This window comes from Pseudoalteromonas sp. KAN5 (assembly GCF_022846535.1).
In the GTDB taxonomy this organism is placed as follows: Bacteria; Pseudomonadota; Gammaproteobacteria; order Enterobacterales; family Alteromonadaceae; genus Pseudoalteromonas; species Pseudoalteromonas haloplanktis.
The window spans coordinates 1,823,876-1,837,071 of sequence record NZ_AP025589.1 but is presented as its reverse complement, the minus strand read 5'-3'; the positions used below and the strand labels follow the sequence as shown (position 1 = coordinate 1,837,071).

General features: G+C 40.5%; 11 protein-coding genes. 9 read left to right on the top strand and 2 right to left on the bottom strand.

Features of this window, described 5'->3' with window-relative positions:
- Window positions 1–84: 84 nt before the first annotated feature.
- The 4 genes from KAN5_RS08085 to KAN5_RS08070 all read left to right on the top strand — a co-directional run bounded on the left by KAN5_RS08085 (window position 85) and on the right by KAN5_RS08070 (window position 3,995).
- A complete protein-coding gene (locus KAN5_RS08085) occupies window positions 85–639 on the top strand; it encodes a DUF1439 domain-containing protein (protein WP_016707755.1) in 555 nt (184 codons plus the stop codon).
- A gap of 219 nt (window positions 640–858) precedes the next feature.
- A complete protein-coding gene (locus KAN5_RS08080) occupies window positions 859–1,629 on the top strand; it encodes a hypothetical protein (protein WP_244390884.1) in 771 nt (256 codons plus the stop codon).
- Window positions 1,630–1,858: 229 nt separating this feature from the next.
- Window positions 1,859–2,161 (top strand): H-NS family nucleoid-associated regulatory protein, encoded by a 303-nt coding sequence (locus KAN5_RS08075; protein ID WP_016707753.1) that lies wholly within the window; start codon window positions 1,859–1,861, stop codon window positions 2,159–2,161.
- A 76-nt stretch (window positions 2,162–2,237) separates the two neighbouring features.
- Window positions 2,238–3,995 carry a DEAD/DEAH box helicase gene (locus KAN5_RS08070; protein WP_244390883.1) on the top strand — a complete coding sequence of 586 codons (1,758 nt, stop codon included), beginning with the start codon at window positions 2,238–2,240 and terminating at the stop codon, window positions 3,993–3,995.
- A 26-nt stretch (window positions 3,996–4,021) separates the two neighbouring features.
- On the opposite strand, the gene KAN5_RS08065 is transcribed toward KAN5_RS08070, so the two are convergent.
- Window positions 4,022–4,357: a ribonuclease E inhibitor RraB gene (locus KAN5_RS08065; protein ID WP_244390882.1), complete on the bottom strand. Its 336-nt coding sequence runs from the start codon at window positions 4,355–4,357 to the stop codon at window positions 4,022–4,024.
- 174 nt (window positions 4,358–4,531) lie between these two features.
- Here KAN5_RS08065 and KAN5_RS08060 point away from each other — a divergent pair, with 174 nt between their 5' ends.
- The 4 genes from KAN5_RS08060 (at window position 4,532) to KAN5_RS08045 (ending at window position 11,664) form a co-directional block, all read left to right on the top strand.
- Window positions 4,532–6,247: an autotransporter assembly complex family protein gene (locus tag KAN5_RS08060; protein WP_244390940.1), complete on the top strand. Its 1,716-nt coding sequence runs from the start codon at window positions 4,532–4,534 to the stop codon at window positions 6,245–6,247.
- Entirely contained in the window at window positions 6,247–9,939 is a 3,693-nt protein-coding gene (locus tag KAN5_RS08055) for a translocation/assembly module TamB domain-containing protein (RefSeq protein ID WP_244390881.1), read from the top strand. Before KAN5_RS08060 ends, KAN5_RS08055 begins: the two co-directional genes overlap by 1 nt.
- A 34-nt stretch (window positions 9,940–9,973) precedes the next feature.
- Complete coding sequence (locus KAN5_RS08050) at window positions 9,974–10,774, top strand: amino acid ABC transporter substrate-binding protein (protein WP_138973934.1); 801 nt, start codon at window positions 9,974–9,976, stop codon at window positions 10,772–10,774.
- A gap of 80 nt (window positions 10,775–10,854) precedes the next feature.
- Window positions 10,855–11,664 (top strand): peptidylprolyl isomerase, encoded by an 810-nt coding sequence (locus KAN5_RS08045; RefSeq protein ID WP_244390939.1) that lies wholly within the window; start codon window positions 10,855–10,857, stop codon window positions 11,662–11,664.
- Between the two features lie 44 nt (window positions 11,665–11,708).
- Here the strand turns inward: KAN5_RS08045 and queF are convergent, their stop codons facing one another.
- Window positions 11,709–12,554 (bottom strand): NADPH-dependent 7-cyano-7-deazaguanine reductase QueF, encoded by an 846-nt coding sequence (gene queF, locus KAN5_RS08040; RefSeq protein ID WP_138555411.1) that lies wholly within the window; start codon window positions 12,552–12,554, stop codon window positions 11,709–11,711.
- A 59-nt stretch (window positions 12,555–12,613) separates the two neighbouring features.
- On the opposite strand from queF, the gene syd reads away from it, so the two are divergent.
- Complete coding sequence (syd, locus tag KAN5_RS08035) at window positions 12,614–13,153, top strand: SecY-interacting protein (protein ID WP_138555412.1); 540 nt, start codon at window positions 12,614–12,616, stop codon at window positions 13,151–13,153.
- Window positions 13,154–13,196: the final 43 nt, after the last annotated feature.

Sequence of the window (13,196 nt, the reverse complement as noted above, 5' to 3'; positions counted from 1 at the left end):
AATAAATTAAATAATAAAGCCGCCATTGTGCGGCTTTTATTTAGGGTTTGACGTGAATATTTTGCATACGGTAAAGGAAAAATAATGAAGTATATTTTATTGATTGGCTGTTTATTATTGGCTGCATGTAATACCACTAATGGTGTTTCTGTCTATTCATTTACTAGCAGTGAAATTGAGACAGTATTGAATCAACAATTACCTAAGCTCAGTGAAAAAGTGAGCTTGATGGGATTACCTGTGCAATTTGATGTGAATGATTTAAGTGTGAATGTTGGTCCTGATAACCGAGATGTGGTGGTACTTGGTGCTGATTCAAGTGCTGTTGTAAATGCCTTCGCGCTTAAATACCCTGTACGCTTAAAATTGCAGATAGAAGGGGCGCCTTTTTATGATAGTGAAAAGAAAGCGGTATTTTTACGTAATGTAAAACTGCTTGATTCAACAATAGACGCTGGTGGGTTTAAGGGCAACTTAGCGGTACTTGATGATGAAGCAATGAAAGTAATTAACGGGTTTTTAGCTGTTAATCCAGTTTATAAATTAAATATGAATGATCCTAAGGTTGCGTTATTAAGCAAGCTGCCTTTAGATATGAAAGTAGAGCAGGGTGCAATTAAATTAGTACCTAGCATTTAAGCCGATATTCTTTAAATAGTTGCAGCCCTGAATGAACGTGTCAGGGCTTTTTTGTATCTATAAGGTTATGATTAAACCTTAAGCTGTTTATAACTGCACACCGTGATGTAAATTAAATAATTAATTTATTATATAGGTACAAGTAGTGTATCTAATCAACTATACTGAGTGTTAGTTAATCAACCCCTTATTGTTTTCTTTATGGATAAAGAGGCTATTATGAAAAAATTTATCATTGTATTCAGTGGTGTTATAACAGCTCTATTCTCGATTGTCACGTTAGCGAATGAGTCTGATTTTAATGCAAATCCTTTTCTTGAAGAGCATGCAACGCAACAGCAGGGCGTGCAGCTGTTTTCTTTTACCAAAACACCCATTGCATTGCACGAGAGTGATAAAAGTAATGCAGCTGAAAATGCAGACTATTTACGACTAGCTTTAGAGACTAAAGCGAATGGTTATGCGTTAGTGGACACATCTCAGATAAAAGATATTGAAAAAGTAATTGCTGAGCACAAAAATGGCCATACACTATTTCAGCGTAATTTAAAACCTGAAATTATGGCTGCACAATCAATTGCGGATCAAACTAACTTGTCGCAGCAATTTTCCGGCGACTCAGTCGGCTTAGAAAGTATTTTGAAACAACACGAATTTACTGTTATCAGCAGCATGGTTGGTGGAAATTTTATTGCAGGCAGTGGCTGGGACCAATTAACTCAAATAGTCAAAAGTGATATGTTTGGCACCGTTATTATACAAGTGAGAGACTTCTCTCATAATGGTGGAGTATATATGGATGCAGATGCGGTGAATTATTATGTAAATAGTTACCCAGCCATCCTTTATGTATTAAAAGACGAAGTTGATAACGTGTATACGAGTTTAGGCTGGGCAACTGATGAGCAATCTTATCAGCTCAGTCTTACGAAAAACATCAACGAAGTTAGTTTAGCTAAACAGTTTAAAGCGCTAATAATGGCAATGTAGTAGTAAAAATAATTAATAGCTACATTTTATTACCTAGTTAAATTATTTTATGATTATGAATAAACGCGGTTACTTTAATTAGTAAACAAGTATATTAACATCCCTTAACTTGAAAAGAATAAATTAAACCATTAAATTGATTAATCGACTTGGCCTCTTTTAAAAAATAGGCTTATAATCTAGTAGAATTATATCTAATTTTAACTCTTTACAATTTAGTGAGTAGAAAATGAAAGAAATTAAGGCGTTTATCAAATCAGCGAGTCTTGCTGACTTAGAAAAAGCACAAGCTTTATTAGCAGACGCTATCGCAAAATATACGCAGCAGCAGCAAGCGAAGCAGGAAGTACTGGACCTGTTAAAAGCGAAAGGTTTAACTCTTGAAGATCTTCAAGAGGGTGTAAATGATAAGCGCACAAAAGTAATGCCAAAGTACCGTATTGAATTTGAAGGTGAAACGGTTGAATGGACGGGCCGTGGTAAACGTCCTAAAGCATTCCAAGGTGTTGATTTGACTAAACACCTGGCTTAATCGCTGAGGGGCCGTGAGCGCCCCTTACTTTGGAGAGAGTTACTCTCCATTTCGTTTGCTCCTCTAAGTTGCCATCATGACGTATGTATTACGCCCTTATCAACAAGAAGCGGTTGATCGCACCGTTGCTTATTTTCGAACAACCTCAGAGCCCGCTCTAATAGTATTACCTACCGGTGCAGGTAAGAGTCTAGTTATTGCTGAATTAGCACGTATTGCCAAACAAAAGATTTTAGTTCTTGCGCATGTGAAAGAGCTTGTGGAGCAAAATGCTGAGAAATATTGCAGTTTTGGTCTTGAAGCGAGTATTTTTTCGGCAGGTTTAAAACAAAAATCGTTAATGCAGCAGGTAACGTTTGCGAGTATTCAATCTTTGTCGCGCAATATTGAGCAACTAAATGCACACTATTCGTTAGTGATCATTGATGAGTGTCATCGTGTCAGTGGGGACAAAGATAGCCAATATGAGAAAGTGATTTTGGCATTAAAAGCCCATAACCCGCAGTTAAAGATACTGGGTTTAACAGCGACGCCTTATCGAATGGGGATCGGTTGGGTGTACCATCGTCATTATCATGGCTTTGTTCGAGGTGACAAAAGCAGCCCATTTCAAGAGTGTATTTTTGAACTACCTCTGCGTTATATGATTAAACACCACTACCTGACCCCACCGCGGGAAGTGGATGCGGCGATCAGCCACTATGACTTTTCTGCTTTACAAAGTGATTCATTTGGGCGTTACACCGGTGATGACATGAACCAGTTACTAGCAAAAAATAGTCGGGCTACTAAAGCCATTATACAGCAAGTTATTGAGTACAGTGAGCAACGCCAGGGGATCATGATTTTTGCAGCGACTGTGCTACATGCAAATGAAGTTTATGGATATTTACCCGCTCAACAAGCGGCTTTGATCACCGGTGATACACCAAATGCGGAACGCGATCAGATCATTATGGCGTTCAAACAGCGGAAGCTAAAATACCTTGTTAATGTATCGGTGTTGACAACCGGTTTTGATGCACCTCATGTAGACTTTATCGCTATTTTACGACCAACGGAGTCAGTGAGCTTATATCAACAAATCGTTGGTCGTGGCTTGCGTTTAAGTGAAGGAAAAACCGATTGCTTAGTCATTGATTATGCGGGAAATGGCTTTGATCTGTTTTATCCAGAGGTAGGGAGTAAAAAGGGTGACAGTGATAACGTACCTGTCCAAGTTCAGTGCCCTGGCTGTGGTTTTGCCAATATTTTCTGGGGAAAAACAGATAGTCAAGGTAAAGTTACTGAACATTTTGGCCGTCGTTGCAAAGGCTTGCTCGAAGATGATGATGGCTTAAAAGAGCAGTGTGATTATCGGTTTCGTTTTAAAGAATGTGAAGCCTGTGGTGCTGAAAATGATATTGCTGCTCGTCAGTGCCAAACCTGTCATGAAGTGATGGCCGATCCCGATGATAAACTGCGCGCTGCACTTAACTTAAAAGATGCCTTAGTATTGCGTTGTAGTGGTTTAAGTGTGAATAGTCTTGCAAGTAATGAGCAGATAATCAAAATTACGTATTATGACGAAGATGGCGCTAGTTGTGATGAAGTCTATGACTTTGCTAAACCTGCGGCGCGTTATGCGTTTAATAAGCAATTTGCTAAGCGTACAGCCCAAGGGCAAACACCAGTCGAGTATAAATCAGCACAGCAAGTGATTGCAGCGCAATTACAGTTGGTCGCACCGGACTTTGTTATTGCTAGAAAGAGTAAAAAATACGGTTGGAAAGTTGCAGATAAATTATTTGATTACCAAGGAAATTTTAGAAAGGCAAATCAGTTAAGTCGTTAAACTTAACTGATTTTAGCTGTTAGCTATTAAGCGTCGTCGCTTTCCATTAATCCCCAGCCATCACCGTAGCCATTATAGCCATTGGCAATGCCCTCTAAATATTGTTCAGTTTGGCCTAGCAGGGTGTGATCGGGCACCATTTGTACCTGAGTAACGACTTCCCAAATACCAGTATCTTTGCATTGTACTAATTCAGTGGTGGGTGCCAGCTCATCTTCTACTATAGCTGCGGAAAATTTTTCGGCATCTACTTTTTGCTCGAACAAAATATAGAAGTCAATAGTGTGCATTTGGGCTAAATTTATACCTGCAGCTGCGATTTCAGCTAAAAGTTGGCCATTGTCATCATCAGGAAAGTGCATTTAAAAACTCAATAAAATCATTTCAAATTAGTAATGGCTATTGTAACCAAAATAAAGCAAATAAGCGTACTAATTTTCACATTTGAGTTACTGCGTGAAGTAGCATCAATATGGTACTATTTCTGTCATTATTGATAAATCGTTTTTAAGTAAGGAAATTACTTGCCTAGCTGGATATTAACGCGCATAACAGTTGGTTTATTTTTATTGTTTTCATTAAATGTATTTGCAGCCGCACACGTTGTAAGTAGCTATGAAATAAATGGCATTAAGGGCGATCTGGAAAAAAATGTTGCGCTGTACTTAAAGCAACTTGAAGGTGAAACAGCTACGAGCACCTTGTTAAGCCATGCAAAGAAGCAAGTTGCCAGCAGTTTAAAAGCACTGGGTTATTATAAGCCTGTTATTAAGCTTAATTATAATAGTGAATCGCAAACATTGATTGCAACCATCGAACGTGGCCCCGTGACGCGTATTGCCGACGTGCGCATAACAGTGCAGGGCGAAGGTGAGGATGATTTATTGCTTAAGCAAACGATAAATAGTATTAAGCTAAAGCAAGGTGATATTTTAAATCACAGTCATTACGATGCTGCACGTAAAAAAATTGAAGGACAACTGCTTGAGCTAGGGTACTTTGATGTGAAATGGCAAACACATCAGCTGGCTATTTCTTTAAAGAATAATAGTGCTGAGGTGATTTTAGCGATAGATACCGGTGTTCGTTATCAATTTGGTGATCTTGTGTTAGGGGAACAAACCCCAGCTGAGAAATACATTCGTTCTTTAGCTAAATTTAAACAAGGCGAAGCTTATAGGGCTACTTTAGTATCAGAGTACAATTTAGCGTTATCTACCACGCCGTATTTTGCCAGTGTACGCGTTTACGCAGATATACCTAATCGTGCTAATAAACAAGTACCAATAAAGGTTGATGTACTGCACAAACCTGCCAATAGTTACGAAGTGGGGGGCGGTTATAGTACTGATCTAGGGCCGAAAGTGCGTTTTAAGTGGACTAAACCGTGGATCACTGAAAATGGTCATTATCTTGAAAGTAATTTAAATGTATCACAGCGACAGCAAGATATTTCACTTGGTTACACGGTACCTGTAGACGACCCTAATGATGACTTATGGCGTTTTTCAGCCGGTTACAAACTCGAAGATGAGTTAACCAACGATGTGTACAGTAAAATTCTGACCGGGCAATTGCAACGACAATGGCTAACAGATGATGATTGGGTTCGTACTGTATTTTTACGCCGTGATAGAGAGACTTATCGCATTGGCGATGAAGAACAAAGTTCTAAAATGTTAATGCCCGGCATCAGCTATGCTAAAAAAGAAACCGAAGGAGGCACAACACCAACATCGGGCTATCAATGGTTATTATCTGCAGAATTTGGTTTAAAAGACATGTTTTCTACGACTAATATTGTCAGAGTACAGCTTCAAAATGCCTGGTTGCAAACTTATCTTGATCGCCATTTATTGTTTTTAAAGGCAAATGTTGGCGCCATGTTAGTAGATGACATTGATAATGTCCCATTTTCATTGCGTTTTTACGCCGGTGGTGACCAAAGTGTACGTGGTTTTGCCTATCAGTCAATTTCTCCAGAGGATGAAAAAGGTCGTCTAATTGGTGGTAAATATTTAATCACTGGTACGGTTGAATATAATTACCAGTTTGCAGAAAGTTGGCGAGCTGCTTTATTTGTTGACAGCGGTACAGCGACCAATGACTTTACCGATCGGGTTGAAGTAGGCGCAGGTTTTGGTATTCGTTATTTAACCCCAGTGGGCCCAGTTCGAATTGATCACGCGTGGGGGCTTACCAAAGAAAGTAAAAGCACGCGACTTAGTATTACTATAGGGCCTGAAATTTAATGTCAAAAATGAAAAAAATTACCACCGCACTGACACTGTTTTTTACTTCGCTACTGGTGCTGGTATTTTGTTTATTATTTACAGCGCCAGGCAATCAATTAATTGCGTACACGGCAACGAAGTTAGTTGATGGCTTACGCATCGACATTAAAAATGGCCGCTTTTTATATAACGACTCATTTGATGTACGCTTTCAAAGTGATGGCTTAGATTTTAATGCGAAAAACTTGAAACTCGATCTTTATTGGTGGGGCTGTGAAGGTATATGCATTGAAAATATGAGCGCGCAGGCAATATCGTTGAAGTTACCACAGCCAACTCAAACACAAGCTGAGACTGAAGAAGAGGCAAGGGTAGAAGAACAACCCGCTACGAGTGCGAGCGATGAGATTAGCTTGCCTATTGGCGTTTCAATCAAACGCATTGCAATTGCATCCTTTGAACTTGATCATGCCAGTGCAAATGTATCAGTGAAAAAATTTGTTTTGGCAGCGTTCGCTCAACAGTCGCTCGTTACTTTAAGCTCATTAAAAATTGCACAGGTCGATGTGTTACTTAAAGAAACTCAAGCACCACCTAGTGAGCCATTAACGGCACTTGCGGCTTTGCCCGATATTCATTTTAGTTCGCCACTTGCCGCCAAACTCGAACAACTTTTGATCTCGAAAGTAACGCTGGTACAAGGCGAACAAAGTCACGAAATTAGTGATATTAAAGGCTCTTTTGCGATAAACAAAAGTGAACTGCAGCTACCATCATTCAGTGCAGACTATTTACAATGGCACTTGGCAAGCCAATTAACAGCAAATTTAGCTGATGACACTCCCGTCACCGCAGCACTTACTTTGAATAATCCTGAGCATCAAGTCGCTTTGGCGGTTGCTGGAGATTTACGTAATTTACAACTAGACGTGATCACCGAAGGACAATACCCACTAACTGCAAAAATAAATGCCGATTTAAAAACCACTAATTTTCCTTTTTCAATCAATGCAAATATTGAGCAGTGGCTACTTGAAGTAGAGAGTAATCAATTAAAAATAAATGACGTGCAGTTAACAGGTAAAGGCAATGCCGATGACTATACATTACAGTTGATGGCACAAAGTCAACTTGCAGCATACCCTAAAGTGCGATTGGAAAGTGCGCTAAAAGGCGGCTTAACGCATATCAATGTTGAACAATTGTCGTTAATGGCAAACGAAAGTAAAGCGACGCTAACTGCGTCAGCGAGCTGGGAAAACGGTATCGAGAGTCAATTTTCAGGAAAGCTAGCAAATTTAAAAGCACAGTACTTAACTGATACTGTAAGCAGTGATCTGTCAGGGCAATTTAATGGGGTATTTAATGCGTCACAGCAGCAGTGGCAGTTAAAAATGATAGATACTCAACTTGGCGGTACGGTTGATGATATTCCATTTAGCTTTGTTTCAGATTTTGATTTAAATAACTCATTACATGCCAGTATTGAGAAATTTGAACTTGTCAGTGGGGAAAATAAGCTAGCTTTATCAGGGAATATTGCTGAACAATGGAAAATTAAGGGGTTACTTCACTTAAATAAACCAGAACAAAAGAACTTGCCATTTACTGGTGTGGGTGAAGGAAAGCTTGCAATATCAGGCGCGCGTTTACAACCCATTGTAAACTTAGATGTTGGCTTACGTGATTTAAGTTTTGCTGATATTCAGATTGCAAACTTAGCGTTAAAGACAGACTTTAATTATGCCGCTGATTGGCAAACTAACGTGAGCTTAAAAGTAACAGATGCCAATGTAGCAGGTCAGCAAATTAACAGCTTTACGATTGCAGCGGCTGGAGATAAAGATGATCATCAACTACAGCTTGATTTAAACGCTGTACAGGGTAAAGCTGAACTTGAAGTTGCGGGTAAGTTTGCTAAAAACGTGTGGCAAGGTAGCCTAAGTAATGTGCTGCTAAGCGATAACGTGATTGATTTTACTACGAAGCCTGCGGTTGCGATTAAATTTAACATCGATACGGGTGATTTTTCCGTACAGCAGCATTGTTGGCAAAGTCAAAACAGTAAGCTGTGTATCGACCGGCTTAATCAAACAGCGCAGCTTGGTCAGCTTAATGCCAAGTTAGAGAATTTTGATTTAACTGAAATTAAACATTTATTGCCCGATAACATTATTACCGAAGGTGGATTTGCAGGGCAGGTCAAAGCGAATTGGCAAGCGAGCCAATTACAAAGTTTATCTGCGACAATTAACTCTCATGATTTGGCTGCAATCCTTATTAACGAGGAAAAGCGGTATCGCTTACCAATAGACACATTCACGTTAAATGCAATTGCAGATCCCCGTGATGCTAACTTGCAAGCGCGGTTGAGCTCCACAGTGCTTGGTGATATCAATGCAGATATCGATGCTGAGGACTTAGCCGGGCAACAGTTACTAAGTGGACAGCTGGTGATTGACAAGATTTTATTAACTGACTTGCAACCTTTTATTGGTACGCTTGAGCAATTAAAAGGCAGCATTAGTGGCCAAATAGCCTTAGCAGGTACGTTGAGCGCACCGTTGCTTAATGGTGAGCTGGAAGTTATAGATGTAAATTTACAAGGTGAGCAGCTGCCAGTTGCGATTGTAGATTCAAATATCAGCATTACTTTTGACAAAACTAAAGCCACCCTTGATGGCAAATTAAACGATGCACAAGGCGGTAAGTTAGCCTTGGAGGGGGATATTGATTGGCAAGGCGCACAACCTGCGGTGAATTTAGCCGTAGTTGGTGAGCAGTTTTATGTCCGAGCTCAGCAAGGTGTAACATTTAAAGTATCACCGGATTTAAAAATTGGTTTGGCTGATAATGCTTTTAAGTTAGCGGGGCAAGTGGTTGTGCCTTATGGTCGGATAGAGATTGAAGAGCTTCCAGAAGGGGCTGTGCAAGTGAGCGATGATGAAATTATTATCGACAAACAAGCAGAGCAAACTCAAGCCGTACCGTTTGATTACGACATAAGTCTTAAGTTGATTGTTGAAAATGATGTGCGCATTGACTCATTTGGGTTGGAGTCTAAAATTGAAGGTGACTTGTCGATTAAGATGGATCAGCAAACGCCAATGATTGCCACCGGCGAGTTGAACTTACGTGAAGGTACTTACCGCTCTTTTGGACAAGACCTGATCATCCGTACTGGTCAAATTGGTTTTAGTGGTCCGATAGATAAACCGTATTTAAATATTAAAGCGATCCGAAACCCAGATAATACCGCCAATGATGTCATTGCTGGCATTACCTTAACGGGTAATATCGAGCAACCTGCATTAAAGGTGTTCTCTGAGCCGGCAATGGATCAAGCCGAGTCTCTAGCTTATTTATTAAATGGTCAACCATTAGACGAAGGTGACAGTTCAACTGATGCAATGCTAACTCAATTATTATTAGCACAAGGGGTGAGTCGCAGTGAAGGGGTGGTATCTAAAGTGGGTGAAACGTTCGGCTTGTCGGATGTTAGCTTGAGCTCTAAAGGCAGTGGTGACGAAACCAAAGTAGAAATTTCTGGTTATGTGGCACCGGGTATTCAAGTTAAATACAGTGTGGGTATTTTTGACTCCTTAAGTGAAGTTGCGGTACGTTATCAATTACTGTCACAACTTTATATTGAAATTACCAGTGGTTTGTATCAGAACGTGGATATTCTCTATAAATTCGATCTGGATTAAGGATAACATTACGTTGATCAAATGGATTTGCTTTTTGACTTCTTTTACTTGTTTGGCAAACACTGAGCTTAGTGTGCGCTACTCTGCTGACGGGCACCCATATCCACGTGCATTGCTGGCATTGGCATTGAGTAAGTCAGCAGTGACTCTGGTGCCAACAGAAGTGCAAAATATTCCTTCGCAAAGCAGAGCTATTAGGCTTTTAGGAGATAAAAATGGTATTGATGTCTTTTGGGGAGTAACGAGCCCTGATTGGGAAAAGCAAGCCAAGGCCGTTTTGATCCCAATTGATAAAGGCTTATTGGGTTATCGTATCCCTTTAGTACATGTTAGCCATAAAGATATGTTTGCACAGGTAAACCACTCTAGACAATTACGCTCATTTGTATTCGGTTTACGGGAAGATTGGCCAGATACTGCCATTTTTAAACGTAATGAGTTGCCTACATTAATATATGGTATGGGGGCAGAGCCTATCGAAATGCTCCGAACAGGGCGCATTGATGCGTTGCCGTACGATATCTTTGATTTACCCAAAAATCATGGTGACGATATTATTCACGAGCCGCATATTGCTATTCGTTATCCATCTGCAGTTTATTTTTTTGTAGCCAATGATAATCAAACGCTGCATAAATTATTGCAAGAAGGTCTACTAGCGGCAATTGCTGATGGTTCTTTTGACGCGCTATTTTATGAATATTTTGCCGCTACGATTGCACAAGCTGACTTAAAAAACCGCCGTATTATTGAACTTACAAACCCTTTACTGCCGCGCAGTGCGCCAATTCATCAAGCTCAGTTTTGGCTTGATAAAAACAGCTTAACTAAATAACCTCGCACTATAACAATACAAATAGGTGTGCCATGTTTAAAAAATTATATTTCATTGGCGGTGTTCTACTCTCTAGCCAAATGAGTATGGCACAAGCTGATAATCAGCTCACAGCTGCACAAATTGTTAATCAAGCAACTGCTGAGCAATGGCGGTTAGTGGAGGCTGATAATATTATCAAAATAGCCCTGCCAACCGGCGCTGCTTATATCGAGCTTAACCCGCAACTGGCACCAAAACACACGCAGAATATCAAACAACTAGCCCGCGAAGGCTTTTACAAAGGTTTAAATGTTTATCGCGTTGTGGAAGGCTTTGTAGCGCAAGGAGGTGATGAAAGCGGTAAAAAACCAGTCAAAGATGCCGCTAAAGCCATAGCTGCTGAATTTTATTTAACGACTTCAAGCCTTTTGGAGATCACCGAGCTTGATCACCATGATGGCTATGCCCCAATTACTGGATTTTTAAATGGCTTTGCGGTGGCGCAAAATGAGATGCAAACGCAAACTTGGCAAGTGCATTGTAATGGGATATTTGCAATGGCGCGAGATAACGACATTAACAGTGGTGGTACTGAATTTTATGTCACTATAGGACAAGGCCCGCGTTATTTAGATAGAAATATTACTGTATTTGGCCGCGTGCTGGAGGGGATGGAGCATTTTAATCGTCTATCTCGCACGACTAGTAACCCTATTACCGATATACACGTGTTAGCTGATATCAGTAAACAAGATAATAGCCAGTTTAAGGTGATGCGCACTGACTCGACTGCATTTTTAGCCTTGATCAAAGCACGACAAAACCGCTCAGAAACATGGTTTGTTGAAACGCCTAATTATGTTGATGTGTGCGGTATGCCTATACCGACTAAAAGAGTTGAAAGTTAGCCAGTGTAGATAACCCCGAATGACTCGGGGTTTGACTAGATAGATCATTGGCGGTTTATTTTCACCGCAAATGGCACACTATCGTGAGAAGTTGAACGGTACGGGTTGATGTCTAGTCCACCACGGCGGGTGTAACGTGCGTACACTTCAAGTTCACTGATGTTCAATTGCGCCATTAAATCACAATAAATACGCTCTACGCATTGCTCATGAAATTCGTTATGAGTACGAAATGAGATCAAATAGCGTAATAGCGATTCCTTACATAGTTGCTCACCCGTATAGCGAATAATGATACTAGCCCAGTCCGGCTGTGAGGTGATCAAGCAGTTCGATTTTAATAAATGACTGTGCAGTGTTTCAGTGACAGTATTGCTGCTCGCCGTTGTTAAACTGTGTGCGCCAAGCTGATAGTCGGTTACTTCAATGTCTAACTCATCGATACACTCACCCGGCAAGGGTGTGCAAGGTAAACAGTTATAATCTGCTGGGCTATATAAATTGACGGTGATAGGCATTGCCACTGCGGCTGATAAATCGGCGGTCAAAATAGCGGCTACATCATCAACTGAATCAAAACGCGTTTGGTTAAAGCTGTTTAAGTACAGTTTGAAAGATTTAGACTCAATAATATGGCTGCTCTGACATGGAAACACAAAGCTTGCTACAGCAACGACAGGTTTTCCTTTTGCGTTTAACCACGACAACTCATAGCCGGTCCAAATATCTTGGCCTTTAAAAGGGAGGGCGCGTTCATCAATGTTTAAATCGTCGCGATTAAGTTTTCGTGCGATCGGAAAAAGTAAGCTTGGTGTATACGTATCAACATACTCAGTTGATTGACCAAGCACACTGCCTTTTAATTCTGGTGCGTTGCTGTAATCTGTCATGTTAAGTCTTTTGTAGTTACAATAGCGCTATTATACCTAAAGCTTATGAGTTTCACAGCATGTCTATTGTTACCCAGTTACAACAACTTCACCAACGCTTTGCCAGCAAGCAGCAAGATCAAACAGGCAAATTGCCACAGATTGAACACGACAGCGATTGGCCAAGTCCGTGCGAAGTAGGCAACCCAGATGAACAAGGGTTGATCCAATGGCAAGCGGTCGCTCGCACACCAAATGGCACTTTAACTGATCTAGCTAATGCCCTAGAGGTTGAATTTCCACAAGCGCTGCAACAATATTATGGTGCGTTTTTTGGCGGGTGTATAACAGCCAGTATAGATGGTCATGATGTTGAGCTACTGCAAGCGTGGAGCGATGAGGATTTTGATTTACTGCAACAAAATATAACCGGTCATGTGTTGATGAAGCGCAAATTAAAACAGCCGCCCACAGTATTTATTGGCTTGACCGATCAAGAAGATTTATTGGTGTCGGTGTTGTTAGACACAGGTGAGGTGTGTTTAGAGTATGTGGGTAAAAAGCCTCATCATGTGCTTAGCACGGATCTAGGCTCTTTTATATCAGCACTTACTGTTTAAGCGTTTATGCTGCGCTGAAATTGCTCCCGCGCAGCATTTAATT